Origin of the sequence: Flavobacterium nitratireducens (assembly GCF_029625335.1) — a bacterium.
Classification (GTDB): Bacteria; Bacteroidota; Bacteroidia; order Flavobacteriales; family Flavobacteriaceae; genus Flavobacterium; species Flavobacterium nitratireducens.
Genome location: NZ_CP121111.1, coordinates 1,827,754 through 1,854,110, shown reverse-complemented (window position 1 = coordinate 1,854,110; position 26,357 = coordinate 1,827,754). Strand labels below are relative to the sequence as shown.

Here is a 26,357-nt window from a genome sequence, read left to right as displayed (position 1 = left end):
CTATACCAAAGGCGAGATGGAAATCTCGCCTTTTTTATTTCTGGTGAATTGAGTTTTTGTGAATTTGTTAAAATTTTGAAATCATGGTTAATTATTGATAAAATGCTTTGTGTATTTTGTGATTGTATCAGGATTTATTATTATTTTAGTAGTACCAATCCTTAAAAACTTAACACTATGAAATCCTGCTTCCTTTTTTTATTGATCCTTGTGTGTGGCGTAAATTTCGCTCAAAATACCATTGAAGGTTCTATTGTTGATAAGAATAAAATGCCTGTTGTGGGTGCTAATATTGTTGTTATTGGAAAAACAATCTCAACAGTATCGGATAGTGATGGTAAATTTATATTAGAGGCTTTGCGTTTTCCATTTGAAATCGAATTAAGTTGTGTGGGCTTTCAAACCATGAAAATTGTCGTTGATTCAAAACAACAATTGCTCGGAATTGTTTTAAGTGAAGAGCAAAATGTACTTGATGAGATTGTTATTTCGGCATCCAGAACACCCGAAAGAGTTTTTGAATCGCCAGTTACCATTGAAAGGATGGGTATAGCTGATGTGAAAAAAACGGCATCTGCTACTTTTTACGATGGATTAGAAAATTTAAAAGAAGTTCAAATGAATACCAGTAGTTTGACTTTTAAATCCATTAATACTCGTGGTTTTGCAACTGTAGCCAATACGCGTTTTATGCAATTAGTGGATGGGATGGACAATTCTTCTCCTTTATTGAATTTTGTATTAGGAAATATGGTGGGTATTTCTGAAATCGATATGCAAAGTGTTGAGTTATTACCTGGAGCTTCTTCGGCTTTGTATGGTGCTAATGCTTTTAATGGAATTTTATTTATGAATTCGAAAAGTCCGTTTAATTACCAAGGCATAACAACCTATGTGAAATACGGTCAAACTAGTCAAAAGGCCGCTGGAGTTAATGATTTTGTTGATTATGGTATTCGAATGGCGCATGCCTTTGATGAACATTTTGCTGCCAAAGCGAATTTTACGTATATGCGTGGTACTGATTGGTATGCGACAGATTATAGAGATAGATTTGTGGTTGGAAGAGATAGAACGAATCCTAATTATGATGGTGTTAATGTATATGGAGATGAAGTAAGCACTAATATTTATAATGTAGGACAAAAAATGATAGCCAGTGGTGCTTGGGCTGCTGCAGGTTTGCCATCGAGTTTTGCTTCACTTTTGCCTAAGGAAAATGTTTCAAGAACAGGTTATAATGAAACTGATTTGACCGATAATAAAGCTAGTAATACTAAAATTGATTTGTCTTTTCATTTTAGACCTTTTGGAGATGAACGATTGGAAGTAATTTGGTTAAGTAAATTTGGTTTTGGTAATGCGGTGTATCAAGGTGCTAATCGCTACTATTTGAATAACTTTTTTATGCAACAACATAAATTAGAATTTAAAGGCAAGAATTTTTTTTGAGAGGATATACTACAACTGAAGACGGTGGTCAATCTTATGATATGCTTTTTACTGCTATCAATGTAAATAGAGCTTGGAAATCAGATGAAACATGGTTTGGTACTTATGCGGCTAATTATGCTGGTGCTGTTGGAAATCCTCAAAGTCCATTGTATAACAATTCGGCTGGTGCGCATGCTTATGCTAGGGCTCAGGCAGATGTGGGTAGATTGATGCCTGGGACATCCGCTTTTAAATCGGCATTTAATAGTGTTATCGCTGAGCCTGATGTGCTTTCGGGATCTAAATTGGTCGATAATTCAAAGATTTATCATTCGGATGCCAATTATAATTTTAAAGATGTAATACAATTTGCAGAAATACAAGTTGGTGGTTCTTTTAGAGAGTATCAATTGAATTCCAATGGAAGGATTTATACAGATGCAAATGGTCCTATCCACTATAATGAATATGGAATTTATACACAATTGATGAAAAAGTTTGTAGATGAAAGATTGAAGTTTACAGGATCTATTCGATATGATAAATCACAAAATTTTAAAGGAAGTTACTCTCCTCGATTGTCTTTAGTGTATGCAGCAGGTGAAAATAAGCACCATAACATTAGAGCTTCCTTTCAAACTGGTTTTAGAAATCCTACTACGCAAGATCAATATATAGGTTTTAATGTAGGGAATGCAGTTTTGATTGGTTCGGCACCTGATAATTTGACAAGATATTCAGAGATATTGCCAGTGAATACTGTTGTTGGTCAGTCTTTGAATGGCGGAACAACTAAGCAGATGACTGGAGAGGAAGCTTATGGGAATTCGTATATAGCGTCAACGGTTCAGGCATTTGCGGCTTTAGCGCCATCAAATCCTGTTGCAGCTTCTGCATTGTTAAGAAAAGCAAATGTGAATTATGTGAAACCAGAACGAGTAAAGGCTTTTGAGTTAGGATACCGATCGTATGTAAATAAGATGTCTATAGATGTTAGTGGTTACTACAATATTTATAATGATTTCATTGGTAATTTAACTGTGATTTCTCCTTATTATGGTATCGTACAAGATGCGCCAAATCCTTTAGCAGGGCCAACTGATCCCGGTGCGCAAACATTGCATGCATTGCAAAATGATAATTTTAGAGCGTATCAATTGTATACGAATACTGATGTCGAAATCAAATCTTTTGGTTTTGGATTGGGACTCTCCAGAAAAGTGTACAAGGATTATGAAATAGGTGTAAATTATAATTATGCTGAATTTAGTTTTGATCAATCAAAGGATCCAAGCTTTGAGGCTGGATTTAATACGCCTAAGCACAGAGTGAAAGCTTCAATTGGGAATGAAAAGTTGTTTAAAAATTTCGGATTTAATGTTAGTGGAAGATGGAATACATCTTATAAATGGGAATCTGCAATGGTAGATGGCATGGTGCAATCGGCTACAGTAATTGATGCGCAAATGAATTATAGTATTCCTACGCTTAAATCAACTTTTAAGGTGGCTGTAGCTAATATTGGAGGAAAAGAATACATGCAAGTATTAGGTGCTGGATTAATAGGGCAGCAGTATTTTGTTTCTTGGGTAATCAATCCATAATTAAGATTGGGTGTTTTTATAAAATATAATTTATATAATATAACGAAATGTTTGTGGTGAATAAATTTGTTGGAAGCGAGATTTATAGCGGTTTTTAACCCTTGTTTTATTTTTTAATGTTTTTTAAATAAAAGTGTTGATTTTTTATTTTAAAAAATTATCTTTGCGCTCTGAAAAAACACCTGATTAGTAAAATTTGATGTGTCTATTTCATAAACCTAAATAGCTGTTTAATAAATACATAAGTAATGTCTAAAGTAATAGGAAAAGTTGCCCAAATCATTGGCCCAGTAGTTGACGTTGTTTTCAACGGTAAGGATGTTGAACTTCCAAAAATTTATGATTCATTAGAAATCGTAAAAAAAGATGGTACTAAATTAATCCTAGAAGTACAATCTCACATTGGAGAAAATACTGTTCGTACCATTTCGATGGATTCAACTGATGGTTTGAGCAGAGGTTATGAAGTAATAGGAACAGGAAATCCTATTCAAATGCCGATTGGTGCAGATGTTTACGGACGTTTATTCAACGTAGTTGGAGATGCTATTGATGGTTTGCCAGAATTACCTAAAACAGGTGAAAACGGTATGTCAATTCACCGTCAAGCTCCAAAATTTGAAGATTTATCTACATCTTCTGAAGTTTTATTCACAGGTATCAAAGTAATCGATTTGATCGAGCCTTATGCAAAAGGAGGTAAAATTGGATTGTTTGGTGGAGCTGGAGTAGGTAAAACAGTATTGATTCAAGAATTAATTAACAATATCGCTAAAGGTCACGGTGGTCTTTCTGTATTCGCAGGAGTAGGGGAAAGAACTCGTGAAGGAAATGACTTGCTTCGTGAGATGTTAGAGTCAGGAATTATTAAATACGGTGAGGAATTCATGCACTCTATGGAAAATGGAGGATGGGATTTGTCTAAAGTAGATTTGCCAGGAATGAGAGAGTCTAAAGCTACTTTCGTTTTCGGACAAATGAATGAGCCACCAGGAGCACGTGCTCGTGTTGCACTTTCTGGATTATCTATTGCTGAGTATTTCCGTGATGGAGCTGGTTCTGACCAAGGTAAAGACGTATTATTCTTCGTAGATAACATTTTCCGTTTTACACAAGCAGGTTCTGAGGTATCGGCTTTATTAGGACGTATGCCTTCTGCGGTAGGTTACCAACCAACTTTAGCAACTGAGATGGGAGCTATGCAAGAGCGTATTACATCTACAAACAAAGGTTCTATTACATCTGTACAAGCGGTTTATGTACCTGCGGATGACTTAACTGACCCTGCACCGGCAACAACTTTCGCGCACTTAGATGCTACAACAGTATTGTCTCGTAAAATTGCTGAGTTAGGTATTTACCCAGCGGTAGATCCATTGGATTCTACTTCTCGTATCTTAACTCCACACATCTTAGGTGATGATCACTATAACTGTGCTCAAAGAGTAAAAGAGATTCTTCAAAAATACAAACAATTACAAGATATCATCGCTATCTTAGGTATGGAAGAGTTATCTGAAGAAGATAAATTAGCTGTATCAAGAGCACGTCGTGTACAACGTTTCTTGTCTCAACCGTTCCACGTTGCTGAGCAATTTACTGGTATTCCAGGTGTATTAGTTGATATTAAAGATACTATCAAAGGATTTAATATGATTATTGATGGTGAATTAGATCACTTGCCAGAATCAGCATTCAACCTTAAAGGAACTATCGAAGAAGCTATCGAAGCTGGAGAGAAAATGTTAGCGGAAGCATAATCAAGCATAGCTTGATAAACCTCAAAAAGTAAAAATTCCAAATTCCAAAATTGGGATTTGGAATTTTATAATTTGGAATTTAAAAAAAGTTATGATTTTAGAAATAGTATCACCAGAAGCATCTTTATTCAAAGGAGAAATAACGTCAGTAACCTTACCGGGTGTTGATGGAAGTTTCCAAATTTTGAATAATCACGCTCCAATTGTTTCCTTGCTTCAAAAAGGAACTGTGAAAATTACAGCGCCAAGTTTTAAGTTTAGCAAAGAATCAGCAAAGTTGTTTTCGAAAGTAAATGATCAAAACTATACTTTAGCTATTTCTTCAGGAACTATTGAAATGAAAGACAATAAAGTAATTGTTTTAGCCGACTAAGACAATTTAGATTTATAAAAATCAAAGCCGAAACGTAATTATTTCGGCTTTTTTTATACTCTTATTTTTAAATAAATTTTATTCAATAGTTGTTTGTAAGGTGGTATCAAGCGTTTTACTTTCATTGTATTTGCCTGCAATGACCAGTGCTCCTGAAATTAATACAAGATTTTTGATGATATATTGTCCTACTAAAGTTGGGCAATATGGGAAAGTTTCAAAACAAACCTTTTTTAGGATAAAAATCGGGAATAAGGTTACCAGCATATGCATTAATAATAAAATGATGGTATAGGGAATACAGCGTTTGATGAGTAATCCCAAACCAATACTTATTTCGCAAATTCCGAGTAGAGGAACAAATATTTCTGGTTTGAACCAATAAGCAGTCTGTTCTACCAGTTCGCCGGCCGGGCTCATACCGAATACTTTTAAGGCGCCAAACCAAATGTAAACCGTAGCAAGGGATATTTGCATTAAAATAATGCTATATCGATCCATTTTTCTGCTAAATTGAGCGTAGAGGTCATTAAAAGTATGTTTCATGATTTTTATATTTATTTTGGTTCGTCGAATAGGATATCTTGCATTCAAGTAATTTGATTTAGTAAATAACCTGACAGGTTTCCAACGCCTGTCAGGTTACAGTTGATAATATATATAAAAACCATTTGTAAATAAATTATCAACCTTAATTTTCTAATTATGGAGATTATTCAGCCCCATCTATAGTGGCTCTTGCTACGGCAATATTACCTACTTTTTCACCTAATTGAAGTCCTTTTTCACAATCACTTCTGTAATGAATACAACCAAACATTCTCGAGTCGGATGCTTCTTTGGCCATTGCAATAAAACTTTGGCTTTTTGCAGGTAAAATATGGGATAAGACTACACTGGCTGCTCCACTAAAAGTAGAATGTCCTGAAACATAAGAAGGGAAATTAGGAGTTCCTGTCATCGTTTTTATAGATGGGTCAACTTGAGAGGGTCTTGGGTTGAAGTAAGTATATTTTGCATCCCAGCAACTGATAGCAGCGTCCATCATTGCAATATTCAATAATGCCATATTTCTGGCCCATCGTACTTCACTATAATTTTGTTCCACAAATAATTCTGCAGCTATGGCATTCCAGTGTCCTGGTGGAGTATAAGTCCCCACTCCATCAGCCCAAAAGGTGACAATTTGCATGTGTTTTCGGGAGGTATTGGTACTATAGTTTTTTATCTCAGCCAATTCTTTTGCGAATTGGGCTGATTTTGTTGAAGGTGGTGCAGGTGGACGGTTGGCAACAACCATTTCGGGAGTCATTAAGAAGGACTTTACTTTTCCAAACAAAGGTAACATCGGTGGTCTGACAGGGAGTTCTAATGATTTCCAAGGCATTTCCCCTGCAGCAACAGTTTGGGTTTCTAATTGTGTCCAAAGTTCCTGGTTTCCTATTGCAGCACCTGCACCATCACCAGCAGCGCGGGTAATGAATTTTGCAGCAATTTTTCTTCCTAAAATAATTCCGGCATCAACATCACTTCTAACATTGGCTCCACTAATGATTCGATACAGTTTTTGTTCCTCTGCTTTTTCTTGGATATAGGCAATTTCTGTTGGGAATAATAATTTTAATAATTCAACGGTAACCCCTGCTAAAACTCCATCTTCTGAAGGATAGGAAGGCAAGGTGCTTTTAGGAATCAACACCTGTATATTGGTATCTACAGTATAAGGAGCGGCTCTGTTATACAGTTTTTTATAATGCCAAGTTGCAACCATTGCATCATATTGAGCAGCGCTTACATAAGCATAGGCCCGGGCGGCATAGGGTGGGTTCGAAAAAGGAAATTGCGGATTTGCAAAAGGATTTGCCGATGATGGTGCTGGATAGGTTCCGTCTTCATTTTGATAAGGCGGGCGGTTATGTCTAGCTACCAAAGTTCTCATAATTTCATTCCAACGCAAAACACCTCCAGCGCTCCAATATTTTATAATTTCCTTCTGTTTTTCAGTTAAGTTGGCTTGGTAGCTTTTTATTTCATTGATTTCTCTGGTAAATGCAGTCGAATTAGTCGCAATTGGTGCATCCAAAGGAAATTCATTAGGGGTAGTCAATAAAAAGGGTTTCCATGTTCCGGCTAATTCGTCGGTGTTAGTTGGATTTAACGCGTGAAATTGTTCGTTTCGTTCTGTAATATCATCACTGCAAGAATAGGTGAAGGCAAGAAATAATGCGATTAGGCTAGTGTAGGCTTTTTTTTGTATTTTATTTTTCATCTTGTTTACTTGTTTTATTAAAATCGACGATGTAGAATATGCCACCATAAAAAGTGTCTGATTTTCCAACATTTCTTCCTTCGGCAACATAGTTGTAGCCTCCTATAAGAGATAATTCTGGAATTTTTTTGAACGTGTATTTAGAGTTAACACCGTATTTTATTGCATTCATGGTGTTACTCGGGAAAGGCATGTTGTTTTTGGTAATGTCAAATCCCCCTGATTGTGTAACCCAATTGTCTATTACGAATTCAGCAATCAATCTGTTGGAGCGATATCCTGTTCTAAAATTTACTGAAACAGCATCAGGCATATCTACTTCATTGGTATAATGAATTTCATTAGTGAGGTAGGAATTTCTATCAATAGTAATATTGGCTCTTTTTATATAAGCCCCTGATACCGTTGTGAAAAAATTTCCTCTTTGAAAATCTCCCATTACTCTTAATGAAGCTGTTTTGCTTTGTAAGCCAATACTTAGTGGTAAATAGTCGGCAGTATAATCAGTGACCGGAGTCGAAAAGCTTCCTATGGCATATACGGAGTAGGTTGATTTACCAATCGTTTTTTCAATAGGCATATATTTTACAGTCAGTGATAAATCCTGTATTCCTTTTGCTCCCTTCATAGTTCCTGCAGAAGCTTTTGTTGCTACATATGGAAGGTTAAAAAGGACGTTTAATTTGTCTGAAATACCATAATTACCCATAATCCCTAAGGATTGTGTAGATACCGTTCCCAGATTTAGATTTTTTCTTTTAAAAGTTCCTTCCCAATACTCGTTCCAACTACTGTATTGGTAGACTGTTCCAAAGCAAAAATTGTTTTTGCTCATCATAATGGCGTCAATGTCGGTTTGTGCTTGTATAAATAGGGGTAATATCAGCAGAAAACCCAGATAAATCTTTTTCATTAAAAATGGTTTTGGTTTAAAATTGTAATTTAATTGTTGAAATGAATCATTTTATAAAATAACATTTATTTAAAATCGGGTTGAAATACCTACGTTAATGGTGTAATCTGCAAATGCTGCGTCACCCTGAACATGAGTACCTGTGGTTACAGAATTTTCTTTGTCAGTAACACTTTGAGTACGATTACGAACTACTGCAAATGGTACTGATGCAAACAAGACTACTTTTTTGTATTCATAGTTTACAGAAGGCTCTACTGACCAGATATATCCCGGACGACGGAAATCGCCACTGCCACCCACAAGATCATGAACAGGAATACCTTCTAATCGGGCACCAGCTGCTACAGACAATCCTTTTACTTGATTCACAGAATAGTTAAAACCTGCTCTAAACATATATTGATCTGGTACACTCATAATAGCTTCGTTAGCTAATCTTGATGCAATTGTTTCTCTGTAGGTTCTGGTTCCGTTTTGTTCTCTTGGGTTACTCAAGTAATAGAAGTTACCATACATGCCAAAATTATCTTTGAATTTATAGAATGTATTTAGTTCCAGAGTTATTCCAGTACCTCCATCGCCTAATTGTATAGATTGATCAACAGTACGTAATTCATTGGTTCCGTCAGGTCCTACATTATGAAAATAGTCTTTATAATTGTAATCTCCAGTAGCAAGTTTAAGACCTAATCCTAACTGGATATTGATTTTTTCGTTTTTTAGAGGGTCTAATAACCATCTGTATACTGCAAATCGGATATCACCTATTCCAAATGAACTTGTAGTGTTTCTTTCTCTTTTGACATAGGTTCCATTTACTAGCCCATGTTCATATAATGAAGATCTTACATTGTTTATAATTGGAATGTCTACCATTGCTGACCAACGATTATTAATTATTCTTGTTAATGAAAGATCTACTATAGTTGAATAATTAATAACTTCTGTTCCTAGACTTAATCTTTCTTCGTTTTCTGTTGTTCCTGAAAAATGTCTAAAAGATCTAAAATATCGACTACCCGCTGTGAATTGCCATTGAGAAACATTGGTGCTGTCAGTATGTACCATCATGCAGCTTGTTGCATTACCTTTTATGGCCACACAACCTTGTGCAGTAATTGTTTTTGAAGAAATTAAGGCAAGAAATAATATGATGATATTTACTAAAATATGGTTTTGTGATTTTATTTTCATGTATATAGGATTAAATAGTCCATTCCATGGAAAATCTTTCTCATAGTTAATATATGAGAGGATTAGTGTGTTTCTAACTCATTGGTACACTCTAGTTGTGTTTGTTGTTTTTTAACAACAACATTGTGTGCCAAAATGTTAAGAAACATTTTGGAATGATCTTGTAAATTGATTGAAATAGCTCATTTTGATTATCAATAAACTTAATAATCAGGTGTTATATGTCATTTCTCCGATATTTTCATCGCAGAATTTAAACATATAAGCATGGTGCAAAGTGGATTAAGCTATTTTAGGAGGAGTGTAATGAATTGTTAAGAATCCATCAAGTAAAACATTATTAGGGTTTGAATGCGATCTTATACTGTATGTGGCTATTAACGGTTTTGTTTCTAGCTCGTAATAATCATTAGAGATATAATCTTTAATGAAAGATTTCATCATTTTTTTTAATGGGCTATTACTTTTAGAGGACTCATTAAACAATTGACTTGCAATAATATTTTTTGCTTCATTGCTAATCACCTCATTATGTTTATTTCTTAAATAATATAAACTTAAGATATTGTTTTTAATCCTTTTTTTAAATATGTGATAACTTTTGTTTTCAATGGTTATGTTTTCATTGACATATTCAAAATCAGTGTCTTCGATAAAAGAATATAAAGAAGCATTGAGATGGATTACCTTAAATGCTGATGTATCATTTTTTTCCATAGAGGCTACCCATGCTTGCTCCTCTTGTTGGGCAAACATCAGATAATATCCAAGTACATTGTAAAATAATGTAGCGATTAGAAAAAGTGATGCAATTCTTTTCATAGATTTCTAAAATAGAAAACTAATTTTAAGTTAAATGATTTTGATATAAAAAACAGCGTAAAATCAAGTCGAAAAGGTTTTCGAAAATTGTATTTCCTTGGTTTGTGATTCCTTTTTTTGATTTAAGTATGATATTATTGGTAAAAATGATTCTGAACTAGAAATCGAAATCCTTAGTTCAAAAACAGAAACAATAAACCGTCATATTTTATCCCAAAAAAGTTGCTTATTTTTGGTGCTATGAAAAAAATTCCCAAAAATCTTTCTAAGAAGCTTGAAATCCGTATGCAAAACAATGCATTGAGACAGTTGCCTTCAGAGAAAAAAAATATTGATTTTGCGTCCAATGACTATCTCGGATTATCTCAATCAGAAGCTGTTTTTCATGCAACCCATCAGTATTTAATTGAAAAGAAGAGGACTCAAAACGGGGCAACGGGTTCCCGATTGCTTTCGGGGAATCATAATTTATATAGTATAACAGAAGATTTTATTAGCAACTTTCATCAAGTTGAAAGTGCGTTGATTTTCAATTCGGGTTATGATGCTAATGTTGGTTTCTTTAGTTCCGTTCCTCAAAAAGGCGATTTGATTCTATATGATGAACTATGTCATGCTTCCATTCGCGACGGAATCCAATTGTCTTATGCTAAAGCCTATAAATTCAATCACAATGATTTTGAAGATTTAGAAAAATTTATAGTTAAATTCCAATCTTCCAAATCCCAAATTCCAACAAACATTTACATTGTTACTGAGAGTGTTTTTTCAATGGATGGTGATACACCAAATTTGGAAGAATTAGTTCATTTATCTGAAAAGCACAATTGCTATTTAGTACTTGACGAAGCCCATGCTTTAGGCGTTTTTGGTGTAAATGGGACAGGATTGGTTCAGCAGTTTGGCTTACAGCATAAGGTTTTCGCCCGAATTATGACCTTCGGAAAAGGATTGGGATGTCATGGTGCAGCAGTTTTAGGTTCTGAAGATTTGAAAGAATATTTAGTCAATTTTGCCCGAAGTTTTATTTATACTACAGGACTTTCACCTCATTCTGTAGCAACAATTTTAATTGCTTATCAGCATTTGGAAATCGAAAAGGAGAATATGCATTTGTTGAGAGAAAATATCATTCATTTTAATCAGCAAAAGAATTTATTGGGTTTGAAACCCATCTTCGTTCGAAGTAAATCGGCAATACAATCGGCGATTATTCCCGGAAATGAGAAAGTGAAATGGATTGCTAAGCAAATTCAGGAAAAAGGTTTTGATGTCAAAGCCATTCTTTCGCCTACGGTTCCTGAGGGACAGGAAAGACTACGTTTTTGTCTGCATGCTTTTAATTCGAAAGAAGAAATAACAGAAGTGTTGACTTTGTTGAGTAACTTTGTTTTTTAGCCCACAGATTTAACGGATGACACGGATTAATACTGATTTTATATGAGTGAACTGTTACATAAAAAAATCACCGATGATATTTTAAAAGTATATTTCGATATATACAATCATCTTGGGTATGGTTTTCTAGAAAAAGTATATCAAAATGCTATGTATTTCGAATTGCAGAAAAAAGGATATAAAGTTGAGGCTCAAAAATCTATAAAAGTATATTTAAAAGGTCAATTGATTGGAGAGTATTACGCGGATTTATTGATTGAAGATAGAATTATTATTGAATTGAAAGCATGTGAATTGCTTATGAGTGTACACGTTGCCCAATTGATGAATTATCTGAAAGCGACAAAAGTTGAAGTTGGTCTTTTGTTGAATTTTGGTGAAGAGCCGGAATTCAAACGTATTATTTATACGAACGATAGAAAGAAGAATTTAAACAATCAGTGATAATCCGTATCATCTGTTAAATCTGTGGGCTATTTTTTATGGGATAATTTTGAAAAGGAAATCTAGTAAAGACATTTACACTGCATTAAAGAAATTAAAACATTGTGAACTTTGCGCTTTCTTTGTGAACTTTAAGGTTAAACAAAATCTATGAAATTATTTATAACAGGAATTGGTACCGATGTAGGTAAAACAATCGCCTCAGCCATTATTACCGAAGCTTTAGAGGCTGATTATTGGAAACCGGTACAGGCTGGAGATTTAGATACATCGGATAGTCATAAAATAAAGGCTTTTTTATCGAATGATAAAACGGTAATTTATCCTAATAGTTATGCTTTAAATACGCCCGCAAGCCCACATTTGGCTGCTGAAATTGATGGAATTATTATTGATTTGGAAAAAATGACAGAACCTATCACTAATAATCATTTAGTTGTTGAAGGAGCAGGAGGAATATTTGTTCCATTGAATGATCAAGATTGTGTGATTGATTTGATACAACCCGATTATAAGGTAATTGTAGTTTCGCGTCATTATCTGGGCAGTATCAATCATACACTTTTGACTATTGAAGCTTTGCAAAGTCGAAAAATTACTATTGCGGGTATACTCTTTAACGGAAAGGAAAATCAAGCAACTGAATCTGTAATTTTGAAAAAAACAGGACTCAATTGCATTGGAAGAATCGAGGAAGAGCCTTATTTTGATCAAAATGTAATTCGTGAATATGCCGATTTGTTTCGAGACGAGCTGTTGAAACTTCAATAGCGATTTCAAAAATCAATAGCAATTTCAAATCTGAACTCAAATGAACTTAACAGAAAAAGACAGCCAATATCTTTGGCATCCTTATACTCAACATAAAACAGCTCAATTACCGATTGCAATTACTAGAGGTGAAGGTGCTTTGCTTTGGGATGAAAATAACAAGGAATATATTGATGCGATTGCATCTTGGTGGGTAAATCCATATGGTCATTCCAATCGTTTTATTGCCGATAAGATTTACAAGCAATTAACTATCTTAGAACACGTTCTTTTTGGAGGTTTTACACACGAACCTGCTATTCAGGTGGCAGAGCAATTGATGAAAATGTTGCCAAAGAATCAACAGAAAATTTTCTTTTCAGATAATGGTTCGACTTCGGTGGAAGTAGCAATAAAAGTGGCTTTACAGTATTTTTATAATAAAGGCGAGAAACGTACAACTGTTATTGCATTTGAAGATGCCTTTCATGGGGATACTTTTGCAGCGATGGCAGCTAGCGGAATTTCGTTTTATACTCAGGCTTTTCAAGGAATGTTTATCGATGTGGTTCGTATTCCGGTACCTGTGAAAGGGAAAGAACAAGTTAGTTTTGATACTTTAAAAAAAGTAATACAAGAAAAGCAATGTGCGGCATTTATTTTTGAGCCTTTGGTCCAAGGAGCAGCTGGAATGGTGATGTATGAGGCTGATGCTTTAGATGAGTTAATTAAAATTTGTCAGGAAAATAAAGTGTTGACGATTGCCGATGAAGTGATGACCGGTTTTGGAAAAACGGGTAAAACTTTTGCAATGGATTATGCTCAGGAAATGCCGGATATGATGTGTTTGTCAAAGGCTTTGACAGCGGGAACTATCCCAATGGCAATTACCACTTTTACTCAGGAAATATTTGATGCTTTTTATGATGACGATATCAATAAAGCCTTGTTTCACGGACATACTTTTACCGGAAATCCTACGGGTTGTGCTGCGGCTTTAGCTAGTTTTGAATTGTTGCAAACTCAGGAGATGCAGGAGAATATAATTCGAATAAATAAACGGCATTTGGCATTTCAGGAATATATACAAAATCATCCTAAAGTAACCGCAACTCGGGTTTTAGGGACTATTTTTGCTTTGGATGTTAAGAAAGAAAACGAGGAAACCTATTATGGTACTATGCGAACCAAACTCTATAATTTCTTTATCGAAAACGGGGTGATTTTACGCCCAGTTGGTAATATCGTTTATATTTTGCCACCTTATATCATGACCGATGAGCAATTGCAAAAAGTATATGATGTAGTCGAAAAAGCATTGGAAATAGTTTAATTTTGCAGCTCAATAAATATTTAGGATTTGTCAACAACCATTTCAATAACAGCCTTAGCTTCCATTTCTCCATTAGGTAATGATTTAAAAACCATTTGGGAAAATTACCTTTCACCGAATCATTGTTTTTCTAAAACACATTTAGACAAGCAAGAGACTTTAGTGGCTGCATTGGATCTAGATTCAAAAAAAGTTATTGAAGCTTTAAAAGAATCGGATGTTAAGTATAAATCGTTAGATAAATCGGTTTTGTATGCAATGGCGGCTTCGCGTAAGGCGGTTAATGAAGCGGGATGGGGTAAAAATGATGTTTTTGGAATTAATATTGGTTCTTCTCGTGGGGCAACTGAATTGTTTGAAAATCATTATAAAGAATATTTAGAAACAGGGAAGTCGCATACTTTAGCTGTCTCCAACCACTACTTTAGGAAATATTTCTTCTTGGGTAGGACATGACTTGCAATGTACAGGTCCTGAAATTTCGCATTCTATAACTTGTTCTACCGCTTTGCATGCGCTTTTAAATGGCGTGGCCTGGTTGCGTGCGGGTATGGTAGATAAATTTTTGGTAGGTGGTAGTGAAGCTCCTTTGACTGATTTTACCATTGCTCAAATGCGCGCTTTAAAAATCTATTCGCATAGTGAAGAAGCTTTTCCTAATCAGGCATTGAATTTTGAAAAGAAATTAAATTCGATGATTTTGGGAGAGGGTGCTGCTGTTTGTTGTATGGAAATAGGAAAAAAAGATAATGCTTTGGCTTATATTGAAGGTGTTGGTTATGCAACGGAAATTTTGGAACATAATATTTCTATTTCGGCAGAAGCTACTTGTTTTCAAAAGTCAATGAAAATGGCTTTAGAATATACTAATTTAGAAGATGTAGATGCGATTGTGATGCATGCGCCAGGAACTAAAGCTGGTGATTTAACCGAGTATAAAGCAATTCAGAAAATCTTTGGCGAAAAGCTACCTTTATTAACTACCAATAAATGGAAAATAGGACACACTTTTGGTGCTTCGGGTATTTTAAGTGTTGAATTGGCAATCTTAATGATGCAACACAATCAGTTCATCGGAGTTCCTTTTGCGGAAGCGCAAACACAAACGAAACCAATTAAAAAAGTTTTGGTAAATGCCGTAGGTTTTGGTGGAAATGCGGTAAGTGTTTTGTTGAGTTTGTAATAGAGTTATTATGCAAAGTTTCGCTAAGATTTCTTAAAGCTACGCTAATTATTATTTCATTTCAATCTTTGCGATAAAACTTTTTTACTTTGCGGTAGAATAGTAATTGTGCTTTTCAGTTGAAAGTTATGTGACTGAAAACGGAGATTGCTCAATGCTCACTAGCCTCTAATTCTTTTACTTTCTCGTAAACTAAATTACTTTCGAAACCTCTGCGAAGCATATAATCACAGAATTTTTTTCTTTTTTTGAGCGAATTGGTTTCGCGAATCGATTCCCAATTTCTGTTTGCTAATGTTTCAAAAGTGTCAAAATATTCTTCTGGGCTAATTTCTTTTAAAGCAATATTAATCAAAGTTTGATTGATGCCTCTGAATTTTAATTCATTGGTAATTCGAATTTTTCCCCAATGTTTAATTCTATGTTTGCCTCTGGCAAAACTACAGGCAAAACGTTCCTCGTTAAGAAAGTTTTCATTGATAAGATGCGAAATGATTTCATCAATTTCTGCGGCACTCATTTTCATGCTGCGCAATTTCTGCTCCACCTCTTCGTGGCAACGGTCTTGATACGCACAATAATGTTCGATTTTTTGGATGGCTTCATTAACAGAAAAAAAATCTTTCATGGTATCAATAAATTGGGTTTAAAAGAAAATGTAAAGGTATTTATTTCTGTTAAAAAGCGGATTTAATCCTGTCAAAAGATGTTTTTTCAGGTAAGTATGTATGTTGGCGACAAAAAATGCCTGTCATCGATTTTGTTTTACTATCTGATTCTTAATATCTTAATTTATTTCGTTGCTTAATTTTTAAGTCCATTTAGTTAATTGTTAATTGAAGGTTTATGCGAATATTTCTACGCAAAGGTTTTTTTTATTGAGTATTTTAGTAGGGTTTAATTTATCAGCTCAATGTATAATTTCTAGTGCTACAGACGCAAGTTCCTTAGGTTGTGGTAGTGGAGTTTTAAGTTCTTGTGGAGGGATAATAACTATTGGGAATGGAGTATCTCCAATTTCATTGAAAATGGATGCTGATTTAGATTTAACAAGTTGTGGAGTTGTACAATTGATTGTTGATAAAGCAATACTTGATTTTTCTGTTGCAAATAAAAGATTATATCTTGCTGAAGGCTCTTCTATTTCTTTTATAAATGGAGGAACTTTAAATCCTTCTGGGGGTACAGGCGGAGGATGTACTGGAAATGACAGATTGTATATTGGTGGGGTTTTGTTAGCAGCCTGTCAAGGGGGAGCTGGCATCCTTGGGTTTGATGAAGTAATATCTTTTGGTGGGACAGGAAAAGCTACATCGAATTCTCCTGTTTGTCCAGGAAATACAATTAATTTAACAGCTACAGCACCACCTATAGGGACTTATACTTATTCCTGGTCTGGGCCTGGACTTGCAGCAACTGCTTATAGTAGCAGTCCTAATTATTCTTTTACGGCTTCAACTACACCTTCAAGTCCTGTATATACAGTTTCTATGAAACGAACGTCGGATAATAAAATAATTACAGCAAATACAACTGTAAAAATAGAAACACCAACAATTACAACTCAACCTACAAATCAATTGGATTGTGAGGGGGCTTCCGTTAAATTTAAGGTTGTTGCAACGGGTACAAGTTTAAATTATACTTGGCAATATAAAAAACCAACAGATTCTAGTTTCACATCAATTATAGGTTCAGTTGCAAATACTTCGAATAATTCGACTAATGAGATTACGATTGGAAATGTTGGAAGTGCTCAATACCCTAAAGGTACTCAATTTCAGGTGATAGTTTCAAACGGGAGTTGTAGTGTGACCTCTAATGTTGTAACCCTTTCCGTAAACGAAATTTTAAACATTAATCCAATTTCAACCAATGTAAAGCAATGTTATGGAACAGATTATTCTTATACCGTTACTACTTCATACCCGTCTAATGTAGTTTCTTATCAATGGAAAAAATCAGTAACTACAGGTGTTTGGACAGTTTTGAATGATGGAGGTGCTTATTCTGGAGCAAACACAAATACTTTGAAAATTACTGGAGGAACTCCTGCTGAATCAGCCGAATATCGTGTTTATATTACTTTTAATAATTCAACAACTCAATGTAATGTTGACAGTGCTTCTAGAACAAGAAAAATTACTTTCTTGCCTCAATTGACTACACCTGTCACTACAATTACGCAACCCACTTGTTCAAATACGTTGGGAACTATTACTGTGGCCGTTCAAAGTGCCACGGATACCTATAGTTTTGATGGTGGACAAACCTATCAAGCTAGTAATGTTAAATCGGGATTAGCGGTAGGGACCTATGATGTGATAATAAAGAATGAGGCTGATTGTACATCCCCAGTTACAAGTTGTACCATTATTAGTGATACATCATACTGGAATGGAAGTACTTGGGTAAACGGAATGCCAGATAGTACAAGAAAAGTAGTTTTTCAACAAAATTTTAATTCTACATCTGACATTGAGGCGTGTTCTTGCCAAGTAACTAATGGGGCGAATGTTTTTATTAACAGTTATCACACCTTAAAAGTAACAAATGAAGTGAATGTGGCTAGTGGAAGCTTAACATTTGATAATACGGCTAGTTTAGTTCAAATTAATGATGCAGCAATTAATACGGGAGCTATTAATTATAAACGTTTTACTACTCCTGTGAGGCGTTTTGATTTTACCTATTGGTCGTCTCCGGTTGCTGATCAAACTTTAAAAAAATTATCACCTAATACATTTTATGATAAGTATTATGGGTATAATTCTAATACAGGATGGGTAATTTATTACTATGGTTCTGAAATTATGAAACCAGGGAATGGTTATTCAATAAGAGCCCCACAATCATTTAGTGTGAATGACCCTCAAGTAGATGCTGATCCAGTTTTTGTTGGAGTACCAAATAATGGTGAAATTCCTTTAACAATTGATGCAAATAAATTGTATTTACTTGGTAATCCCTATCCTTCGGCAATTGATGCTTATAAATTTTTGGAATTTAATGAAAACGTGCTAGAAGGGACACTATATTTTTGGACACACAATACAACGCCAACTGTTTCAGGAGGAGCTACTAAATACAACTATAATTCAAGTGATTATGCTACTTATAATCGCACGGGAACTGTAACTACCGCTACTCAAGCGGCAATAGGTGGTTATGTTCCTAGTGGGATGATAGCTGCAGGTCAAGGTTTTTTTGCACCTGCAAGTACTACTGGTGGGAATTTAAAATTTAAAAATAGTATGCGTGTTGCAGGTGGTGCTTATGGGGTGAATAATGCTCAGTTTTTTAAAGTGAACACAAAAGAAAAGCAAAGTCTAAATCATAAGGAAACGAATAGGGTTTGGTTAAATTTGACTAACACAGAAGGGATATCTAAACAAACATTGATAGGTTATTTAGAGGGGGCTACTAATGGTTATGATCCAGGGTTTGATGGGCAAATTTTGCCAATTCATCAAGAAATTGAGTTTTATAGTGTGAATCAAGGAAAGGCGTTGGCTATTCAGGGGCGTGCTTTGCCCTTTGTAGAGAAAGACAGCATTGCTTTAGCTTATAAAACAGATTATAGTGGAAATTTTCAAATTAGTATTCATAAAACGGATGGATTTTTAGATACTCAAGATGTTTTCTTGGAGGATAATTATTTGCATATAACTCACAATTTGAAAAAATCGCCCTATTTGTTTACAACGGAAAAAGGAGTGTTTGATAATCGATTTGAATTGCGTTATGTAGAGCAAAATAAAGTTGCTACCATTTCGAATCAAGAGGTTATGGTTTTGGTAAAGAATAAACAACTAAGAATTAAATCTTCTTCAGATTCTATTCAAAAAGTAATTATTTATAATTCGATAGGGCAAATTTTATATCAAAACAATCAAGTTAACCTCCATGATTATGTAGTTGAAAATTTGAATGTAGCTCATCAAGTTCTAATCGTGAAAGTAGTATTAGGAAATGGGCAAACACAAACTGTTAAAATTGTTTTTTGATTTTAGGATTTTGGTAGGCAACTTAGGCGCTTTTTTTAAATAGTAATTTTTTTAAAATCCCTTTAAACGTGGGATTTAAGTGCGTAAAAAGTGCGTTTTAACGACTAAATAAGCACGTCAACGTTTTTAATTTATCTAGCGATTATTATGCAATAATCTTGTATCGTGATTTAATTAGAAATAATTAATGATTATAGTTTTAAAGGCTTGCCCGGCTCCAAATCAAATAATTATGAGATTGAATTTTACTAATAATAGCTTCTTGTTTGTATTGTTTTTTACTTTGTTTATTGGACTTAAAGTAAATGCACAATGCGCTATCACTACTTCAAGAAATACAACTGGATTAACTTGTGGGACATCTCCCTTAACAGTTTGTAATGGGGTTGTGACAATTGGGGATGGAATAAATGCAATGGTTTTGACTATGACTTCCAATGTTGATCTTTCTTGTTTAGGTCCAATAAGATTTGTAGTTAAAAAATATGCAAATGTTGATTTTTCAACTGGAAATTATAATTTACAATTAGCTGATGGTTCTTCTATTGAAGTAGAAACAGGTGGGCAAATTGGTGCACCAACAAATTGTAGTGCTTCTGATTTGATTAAAATTGGAGATGTAAAAGTTGCTTCATGTACCGGACAAAGTGCATTAACAAATTTTCCTGATTTAGTTTCAAATGGAGGATATAGTTCAATTACAGCAACAGCAGATAATAGTTCAATATGTACTTCTGGAAGTACAACATTAAGAGCTAGTGCAAGTCCTTCAACCGGAGTTACTTTTAAATGGTATAATGCTCAAACAGGAGGGACTCTTTTGTCTACTGGAGCTAACTATACAATCCCTACGATTTCTACTACTACTACATATTATGTTGAAGGTGTTTACAGTGGATATACTACTGTTAGAAAAGCAGTAACAGTAACGATTGTTAACTTGTCTCAACCAACTTTAGGTACTGTAACGCAACCAACATGTAGTGTTGCAACCGGAAGTTTTTCTATTTCAAATTATAATGCTTCTTATTCTTATGCAGTATCTCCATCTACTGGAGTAATTGTATCAGGAAGTACAATTACAGCACCTGCCGGTACTTATACAGTGACTGCTACGTTAGGAAGTTGTACATCGACAGCATCTGCTAGTGTTACAGTAAATGCTCAGCCAGCTACTCCTGTGCAACCAACTTTAGGTACTGTAACGCAACCAACATGTAGTGTTGCTAAAGGAAGTTTTGCTATTTCAAATTTCGATGCTGCCTATACTTATTCTGTATCACCTGCAACAGGAGTTACTTTTTCAGGAAGTACTGTTGTTGCACCAGCAGGTACTTATACAGTTACTGCTATATTGGGAAGTTGTTCTTCAGTAGCTTCTGCTAGTGTTACAGTAAATCCGCAACCAGCTACACCTTTACAACCAACATTAGGTACAGTCGTACAACCAGGATGTAGTGTTGCAACAGGAAGTTTTACAATTACAAATTATAATGCATCTTATACTTATACAGTGTCTCCATCAACTGGTGTGTCCAGAACAGGAGCAAATGTTACAGCTCCAGCTGGTAATTATACAGTTACTGCTACATTAGGTAGTTGTGTTTCTGTAGCTTCTGCCAGTGTTTCGGTAACTGCTCAACCATCAATACCTTCGACACCATCAGCAGGTACACCAACCAATCCAACCTGTACTGTTCCTACTGGTAGTGTTACTTTGAGTGGTTTACCTGCAACAGGAACTATTATTCAAACAGGAACAAAATCTGAAACCTACACAATTTCAGGTAGTGGAAGTCAAATTATTTCAAGTTTGTTACCTGGAACTTACTATTTTTCTGCTTCTAATGGAACTTGTGAGTCTTCAATAGTACAAGTTGATATTGTAACTCCTGAAACAAATACATGGTCTAATGGTTCTTGGTCAAAAGGAACACCAACTATTAATCAAAGATTAGTTTTTGCTTCAGATTATACTAATGCTAATGATGTAGATTTAGTCGGTTGTTCATGTCAGGTGACTGGAACTTCAGCTGTTACTATCAAATCTGGGCGTACTATGAAAATAGAAAATGGTATTGAGGTAATGCCTAATGCTTCATTAACATTTGAAAATAATGCGAGTTTAGTTCAAATTAATAATGCAGCTGTAAATTCAGGAAATATTAATTACAGACGTTACACGGCAGCTGTTAAGAGATACGACTTTACGTATTGGTCATCTCCGGTTGCGGGACAAACTTTAAAGAATTTGTCGCCTAATACACTTTATGATAAATACTATAGTTACAATAATGGGTGGCAAATTATTTATAATGGTGCGGCTACTATGGTTGCGGGAAAAGGTTATCTTGTTAGAGCGCCACAAACATTTAGTATTGCTGTTGCTGCTGTTGATACTAATCCAATTTTTATTGGAACGCCTAATAACGGAGTGGTGTCTTTCTCAGTAGCTGGGAATCAAGTACATCTTTTAGGGAATCCTTATCCGTCAGCAATAGATGCAAATGCTTTTTTGGATGCCAATGCTGCAACATTAGAGGGTACACTTTATTTTTGGACGCATAATTCAGCGCCAAGTAGTGCAGTAGCTGGAGATGCTACTTACAATTATACAACAAGTGATTACTTAATTTATAATCGAGTAGGTGGTGTTGTTACTAACAATACTTCTAAGCCTTTTGATGGTAAAATTGCTGCAGGACAAGGCTTTTTTGCCCCTGCAAGTACTGCTGGAGGTACTTTAATTTTCAATAATAGTATGCGTGTAGAAGGGGGTGCTTCTGGAGCGAATAACTCACAGTTTTTTAAATTAAGTTCTACAACTAAAACAAGTGTTTCCACTGTAGAGAAAAGCCGTATTTGGTTGAATTTGTCAAATAAACAAGGCGCTTTCAAACAAATGTTAGTGGGATATATTAAAGGTGCGACAAATGATTATGATTCAGGTTATGATGGTGTAACCTATGATGGGAATCAATATGTTGATTTTTACAGTGTAAATCAAGCAAGTAAATATGTAATTCAAGGTCGTGCATTACCATTTGTAAAACAAGACACGGTTGTTTTAGGTTATAAATCAACTATAGTTGGAGAATTTCAAATCGGTATAGACCATGCAGATGGGGTTTTGGAAACACAAAATGTGTTTTTAGAAGATAAGACTTTGAATGTACTTCATAATCTTAAAAATGGGTCTTATACTTTTACAACTGAAAAAGGAGTATTTAACGATCGATTTGTATTGCGATATGTAGATAAAAATGCAGTAGAAGAAATAGCAGAAACACCTACACCAAATGACGGTGTTTCAAATAGTGGAAATGAAATTTCAAGTTCTATTGTGATTTATTCAAAAGATAAGCTTATTACGGTAAAATCTCCAGAAGTTGATGTGCAAAAAATTGTAGTTTATGATAGTACAGGTAAACTTCTTTATGCTAATGAAAATGTAGCTGTAGCTCAATTTACATTTACAGAACAACTTGCAAGTGATCAGGTTTTATTAGTAGATGTTTTATTGACAAATGGAACTAAAGTAAGTAGAAAGGTGATTTACTAGTTAAAAATGTGTAATTGCTTATAAATGCTACCAACAACTAAAAATGCCCTAAAAAGTATCACTTTTTAGGGCATTTTAGTTTGTGTAATTTATTCTATTTATTTTCCTTTTATTGAAGCTTCAACATTTCTTTCTATCACGTGACCTGGACGAGACCATTTTGGCTTCTCATCAAGTGGAGCAAATTGAGAATCTTCTGCTTCAACTGTTTTTGGCTGAGATACTTTTGTGAATGGTTTTTGAGGAATCAGTCCTAACATTTCAAACATCTTCATATCTTCATTAACATCTGGGTTTGGAGTAGTTAAAAGTTTATCACCTGCAAAAATGGAATTGGCTCCCGCAAAGAAACACATAGCTTGTCCTTCACGACTCATGTTAGTTCTTCCTGCCGAAAGACGAACTTGAGTTTCTGGCATTACGATACGAGTCGTTGCAACCATGCGTATCATTTCCCAAATTTCAACTGGTTTTTCTTCTTCCATTGGTGTTCCTTCAACAGCAACTAATGCATTGATAGGTACTGATTCTGGTTGTGGGTTTAAAGTTGAAAGCGCTACTAGCATACCTGCGCGGTCTTCGATTCTTTCTCCCATTCCAATAATACCTCCACTACAAACCGTTACATTCGTTTTACGAACATTGTCAATTGTTTCTAAACGATCTTCAAATCCTCTTGTCGAAATAACTTCTTTATAATATTCCTCAGACGTATCTAAGTTGTGGTTGTATGCATATAATCCTGCTTCTGCCAAACGATGCGCTTGGTTTTCCGTTAGCATACCTAGTGTACAACAAACTTCCATGTCCAATTTGTTAATGGTACGAACCATTTCTAGAACTTGATCAAATTCTGGTCCGTCTTTAACGTTTCTCCATGCAGCCCCCATACATACACGTGAAGAACCTGATTCTTTAGCGCGCAAAGCTTGTGCTTTTACTTGATTAACAGACATTAACTCGTTTCCTTCAACACCTGTGTGATAGCGTGCTGCCTGTGGGCAATACCCGCAATCTTCTGGACAACCTCCTGTTTTAATAGATAATAAAGTAGATACCTGAACCACATTTGGGTCATGGTGTTCTCTATGGATAGAAGCTGCTTCGTAAAGCAAATCCATCATTGGTTTATTATATATCGCAATAATCTCTTCTTTTGTCCAATTGTGTTTTGTAATACTCATTGTATTGTGATTTTTGATGGCTCAAAAGTAGTTAAAATGTTCAAAACGGCAATGCAATAGCTGTAAAAACGATTGGACTTAAAAAAGAAGATTAATCAGTTGAGAATTGATTGTTCCAATAGAGCATTAATAACATGGTTACTATGACAGATGAGGCTAGTCCTTCAAAAAGGAGAGAAATCGAATAAGCATCTATTGAAGGATTTCCGCCAAAAAGGAAACTTTCTGATAGCGATTGAACAAATGTATCTCCTCCTCGTAAATTGCTATATATTACAAGAGCAATTATGCTTAGTACTACACCTATAATTGCGGTAAATAAAGCGGATACAGCATTGGAAACAAATTTTTTCTTTCCTTCGTCAAGGTTCATCTGGATTGTTCGATTTACACCATAAAAAACAAATAAGATGTTTAGTATTCGTAAATAAAACAAATCAGATAGCTTAAGCATTTCCATCAGTATAAAATAGATTCCGATGGTTATAAAAATAATACATCCGTTAGTGATTTCTTTTGTAGATTTCATGATACTGTTTTTTATGGATGAATACTAAATAAAATAAAACCCAATCTACTTTAAATAGGGAACCGTTTAGTCCGATGGATATTTCTTTTTCCAGAATAGTAAAAGTGAAAAAGTAACAATAACAGCAGAAACAATTCCTTCAAAGAGTAAAGAAATGTTATAAGTCATAACAGAAGGGCTTCCTACAAATAACAACGATTCAGAAAGTGTTTTGATATATTCATCTCCACCTTTTGCGTAGATATAAGCTACTAGTCCTGAAATACTTAAAAATACGCCAGTTAATGAAGTAAATAATGCGGAAATGGCATTGTCTGCAAGGTTCGTTTTTCCTTCAACAAAATTGGTCTTCAGGCTTCTATTTACACCATAGTAGATAAAAATAATGTTGAATAGTCTTAGGTAGAAAAAATTGGAGAGGTGTAGCGCTTCCATCAACAAGAAATAAAGTGCAATACCAATAAAAATAATCACTCCATTATAAAATTCTTTAGGCAGTTTTATGCGCTTAATTTTTTAGGGTTAAAAAATAAATGTTTGATAAACAAGGTGTTGTCTATCGAATTTACGTAAAATATAGGAGTTAATTTAAAAAACGGCCTAGTTTTTTATTTACTTATGAAAGCGCTTTGATGTACTCGAGCGTTTGAGTTTTGTCTTTTTCGATTTGCTCTTTCAAAAGTGTTAGTGAGTCAAATTTTTGCTCTGCACGAATATGTTTAAGAATGGAAACACTAATGTTTTGGTCATATAAATCGGCATCAAAATTTAAAAAATGTATTTCAATCGATAGCTCTTCGCCTCCTACCGTTGGATTATGGCCAATATTCATCATTCCAAATACTTTTTGATTGTCGATTGTGCTTGACACAATATAAACCCCTTTTTGAGGGATCAGTTTGTAATCTTCTTCAATAGAAAGATTAGCAGTTGGGAAACCTATTGTTTTTCCTAGTTGTTTGCCTTTTATTACAGTTCCAGATAAAAAATAATCATAGCCTAGATATTTATTAGCCAAAAACATATTTCCTTCATTCAAGGCGTTTCTGATTTTGGTGGAACTTACCGAAATGTCATTGATTTCTTGGGCAGAAATTTGTTCAACTTCAAAGTCGTATTTTTTACCAAATTCAATAAGGTTATTGATGTCGGCAGTTCTATTTCGTCCAAATCGATGGTCGTAACCAATAATAATTTTTTGAATTTTAAATTGCTCTACCAAAACTGTCTTAACAAATTCTTCGGCAGTTAGTCTTGAAAAACTTTCGTCAAAAGGATGTATGACTAAATTTTGAATCCCTAATTGTTCTAGCAAATCAATTTTTTCAGAAATAGTATTTAGTAATTTTATTTCTGAACGCTCCTGTAAAATCATTCTTGGATGGGGAAAAAAAGTCAATACTAGACTTTCATAGTTAGTGTCAACCGTTTGTTGAATTAACCTTTCTAGTATTTTTTTGTGGCCAATATGAACCCCATCAAAAGTTCCCAAAGTAAGAATTGTTTTTTTTGGAGAACTGAAATCTTTTATAGAATGAAAAATCTTCAAAGTGATTATTTTATAGTAGTGCAAATTTATACTATCTAAATCATAT

18 protein-coding genes and 2 pseudogenes are annotated in these 26,357 nt (G+C 34.6%); 10 read left to right on the top strand and 10 right to left on the bottom strand.

Going from position 1 to position 26,357, the window contains the following annotated elements; translation table 11 throughout:
* Positions 1–177: 177 nt before the first annotated feature.
* From P5P90_RS08790 to P5P90_RS08780, 3 genes and pseudogenes are all read left to right on the top strand, one after another.
* A pseudogene (locus P5P90_RS08790) lies at positions 178–3,038 on the top strand (TonB-dependent receptor domain-containing protein).
* A 248-nt stretch (positions 3,039–3,286) separates the two neighbouring features.
* Positions 3,287–4,798 (top strand): F0F1 ATP synthase subunit beta, encoded by a 1,512-nt coding sequence (gene atpD, locus P5P90_RS08785; RefSeq protein WP_035656666.1) that lies wholly within the window; start codon positions 3,287–3,289, stop codon positions 4,796–4,798.
* Between the two features lie 91 nt (positions 4,799–4,889).
* Complete coding sequence (locus P5P90_RS08780) at positions 4,890–5,171, top strand: F0F1 ATP synthase subunit delta/epsilon (protein ID WP_066328275.1); 282 nt, start codon at positions 4,890–4,892, stop codon at positions 5,169–5,171.
* 78 nt (positions 5,172–5,249) lie between these two features.
* On the opposite strand, the gene P5P90_RS08775 is transcribed toward P5P90_RS08780, so the two are convergent.
* The 5 genes from P5P90_RS08775 to P5P90_RS08755 form a co-directional block, all read right to left on the bottom strand.
* Positions 5,250–5,717, bottom strand: a complete 468-nt coding sequence (locus P5P90_RS08775) for a hypothetical protein (RefSeq protein WP_278034348.1) — start codon at positions 5,715–5,717, stop codon at positions 5,250–5,252.
* A gap of 166 nt (positions 5,718–5,883) precedes the next feature.
* Entirely contained in the window at positions 5,884–7,440 is a 1,557-nt protein-coding gene (locus P5P90_RS08770; protein ID WP_278034347.1) for a vanadium-dependent haloperoxidase, read from the bottom strand.
* Entirely contained in the window at positions 7,430–8,353 is a 924-nt protein-coding gene (locus P5P90_RS08765; protein WP_278034346.1) for a hypothetical protein, read from the bottom strand. Before P5P90_RS08765 ends, P5P90_RS08770 begins: the two co-directional genes overlap by 11 nt.
* 69 nt (positions 8,354–8,422) lie before the next feature.
* Complete coding sequence (locus tag P5P90_RS08760; RefSeq protein ID WP_278034345.1) at positions 8,423–9,550, bottom strand: hypothetical protein; 1,128 nt, start codon at positions 9,548–9,550, stop codon at positions 8,423–8,425.
* Positions 9,551–9,832: 282 nt separating this feature from the next.
* Positions 9,833–10,372 carry a hypothetical protein gene (locus P5P90_RS08755; protein ID WP_278034344.1) on the bottom strand — a complete coding sequence of 180 codons (540 nt, stop codon included), beginning with the start codon at positions 10,370–10,372 and terminating at the stop codon, positions 9,833–9,835.
* A 240-nt stretch (positions 10,373–10,612) separates the two neighbouring features.
* Here P5P90_RS08755 and P5P90_RS08750 point away from each other — a divergent pair, with 240 nt between their 5' ends.
* The 5 genes and pseudogenes from P5P90_RS08750 (at position 10,613) to P5P90_RS08730 (ending at position 15,480) form a co-directional block, all read left to right on the top strand.
* Positions 10,613–11,770 carry an aminotransferase class I/II-fold pyridoxal phosphate-dependent enzyme gene (locus P5P90_RS08750; RefSeq protein ID WP_278034343.1) on the top strand — a complete coding sequence of 386 codons (1,158 nt, stop codon included), beginning with the start codon at positions 10,613–10,615 and terminating at the stop codon, positions 11,768–11,770.
* A gap of 42 nt (positions 11,771–11,812) precedes the next feature.
* On the top strand, positions 11,813–12,214 hold the full coding sequence (locus P5P90_RS08745) for a GxxExxY protein (RefSeq protein ID WP_278034342.1): 402 nt from the start codon (positions 11,813–11,815) through the stop codon (positions 12,212–12,214).
* A gap of 150 nt (positions 12,215–12,364) precedes the next feature.
* The gene (gene bioD / locus P5P90_RS08740) at positions 12,365–12,985 is read left to right on the top strand and encodes a dethiobiotin synthase (RefSeq protein WP_278034341.1); all 621 of its coding nucleotides are present in this window, start codon (positions 12,365–12,367) and stop codon (positions 12,983–12,985) included.
* 40 nt (positions 12,986–13,025) lie between these two features.
* Positions 13,026–14,297, top strand: a complete 1,272-nt coding sequence (gene bioA / locus P5P90_RS08735) for an adenosylmethionine--8-amino-7-oxononanoate transaminase (protein ID WP_278034340.1) — start codon at positions 13,026–13,028, stop codon at positions 14,295–14,297.
* Positions 14,298–14,324: 27 nt separating this feature from the next.
* Positions 14,325–15,480 (top strand): annotated as a pseudogene (locus P5P90_RS08730) (beta-ketoacyl synthase N-terminal-like domain-containing protein).
* A gap of 151 nt (positions 15,481–15,631) precedes the next feature.
* Here P5P90_RS08730 and P5P90_RS08725 read toward each other — a convergent pair.
* Positions 15,632–16,108, bottom strand: a complete 477-nt coding sequence (locus P5P90_RS08725) for a regulatory protein RecX (protein ID WP_278034339.1) — start codon at positions 16,106–16,108, stop codon at positions 15,632–15,634.
* Positions 16,109–16,358: 250 nt separating this feature from the next.
* Here P5P90_RS08725 and P5P90_RS08720 point away from each other — a divergent pair, with 250 nt between their 5' ends.
* Positions 16,359–19,487: a hypothetical protein gene (locus tag P5P90_RS08720; protein WP_278034338.1), complete on the top strand. Its 3,129-nt coding sequence runs from the start codon at positions 16,359–16,361 to the stop codon at positions 19,485–19,487.
* Positions 19,488–19,719: 232 nt separating this feature from the next.
* Positions 19,720–23,049: an Ig-like domain-containing protein gene (locus tag P5P90_RS08715; protein ID WP_278034337.1), complete on the top strand. Its 3,330-nt coding sequence runs from the start codon at positions 19,720–19,722 to the stop codon at positions 23,047–23,049.
* Positions 23,050–23,147: 98 nt separating this feature from the next.
* Here P5P90_RS08715 and bioB read toward each other — a convergent pair whose 3' ends face one another.
* From bioB to P5P90_RS08695, 4 genes are all read right to left on the bottom strand, one after another.
* Positions 23,148–24,233: a biotin synthase BioB gene (gene bioB / locus P5P90_RS08710; protein ID WP_278034336.1), complete on the bottom strand. Its 1,086-nt coding sequence runs from the start codon at positions 24,231–24,233 to the stop codon at positions 23,148–23,150.
* A 91-nt stretch (positions 24,234–24,324) separates the two neighbouring features.
* A complete protein-coding gene (locus tag P5P90_RS08705; protein ID WP_278034335.1) occupies positions 24,325–24,762 on the bottom strand; it encodes a hypothetical protein in 438 nt (145 codons plus the stop codon).
* A gap of 66 nt (positions 24,763–24,828) precedes the next feature.
* Entirely contained in the window at positions 24,829–25,236 is a 408-nt protein-coding gene (locus P5P90_RS08700; protein ID WP_340696391.1) for a hypothetical protein, read from the bottom strand.
* A 142-nt stretch (positions 25,237–25,378) separates the two neighbouring features.
* Positions 25,379–26,311 carry a bifunctional riboflavin kinase/FAD synthetase gene (locus P5P90_RS08695; RefSeq protein WP_278034334.1) on the bottom strand — a complete coding sequence of 311 codons (933 nt, stop codon included), beginning with the start codon at positions 26,309–26,311 and terminating at the stop codon, positions 25,379–25,381.
* Positions 26,312–26,357: the final 46 nt, after the last annotated feature.

Excerpts from the sequence above, each read along its gene's own strand:
- atpD (WP_035656666.1), top strand. The coding sequence starts at position 3,287 with ATGTCTAAAGTAATAGGAAAAGTTGCCCAAATCATTGGCCCAGTAGTT.
- P5P90_RS08780 (WP_066328275.1), top strand. The coding sequence starts at position 4,890 with ATGATTTTAGAAATAGTATCACCAGAAGCATCTTTATTCAAAGGAGAA.
- P5P90_RS08775 (WP_278034348.1), bottom strand. The coding sequence starts at position 5,717 with ATGAAACATACTTTTAATGACCTCTACGCTCAATTTAGCAGAAAAATG.
- P5P90_RS08770 (WP_278034347.1), bottom strand. The coding sequence starts at position 7,440 with ATGAAAAATAAAATACAAAAAAAAGCCTACACTAGCCTAATCGCATTA.
- P5P90_RS08765 (WP_278034346.1), bottom strand. The coding sequence starts at position 8,353 with ATGAAAAAGATTTATCTGGGTTTTCTGCTGATATTACCCCTATTTATA.
- P5P90_RS08760 (WP_278034345.1), bottom strand. The coding sequence starts at position 9,550 with ATGAAAATAAAATCACAAAACCATATTTTAGTAAATATCATCATATTA.
- P5P90_RS08755 (WP_278034344.1), bottom strand. The coding sequence starts at position 10,372 with ATGAAAAGAATTGCATCACTTTTTCTAATCGCTACATTATTTTACAAT.
- P5P90_RS08750 (WP_278034343.1), top strand. The coding sequence starts at position 10,613 with ATGAAAAAAATTCCCAAAAATCTTTCTAAGAAGCTTGAAATCCGTATG.
- P5P90_RS08745 (WP_278034342.1), top strand. The coding sequence starts at position 11,813 with ATGAGTGAACTGTTACATAAAAAAATCACCGATGATATTTTAAAAGTA.
- bioD (WP_278034341.1), top strand. The coding sequence starts at position 12,365 with ATGAAATTATTTATAACAGGAATTGGTACCGATGTAGGTAAAACAATC.
- bioA (WP_278034340.1), top strand. The coding sequence starts at position 13,026 with ATGAACTTAACAGAAAAAGACAGCCAATATCTTTGGCATCCTTATACT.
- P5P90_RS08725 (WP_278034339.1), bottom strand. The coding sequence starts at position 16,108 with ATGAAAGATTTTTTTTCTGTTAATGAAGCCATCCAAAAAATCGAACAT.
- P5P90_RS08715 (WP_278034337.1), top strand. The coding sequence starts at position 19,720 with ATGAGATTGAATTTTACTAATAATAGCTTCTTGTTTGTATTGTTTTTT.
- bioB (WP_278034336.1), bottom strand. The coding sequence starts at position 24,233 with ATGAGTATTACAAAACACAATTGGACAAAAGAAGAGATTATTGCGATA.
- P5P90_RS08705 (WP_278034335.1), bottom strand. The coding sequence starts at position 24,762 with ATGAAATCTACAAAAGAAATCACTAACGGATGTATTATTTTTATAACC.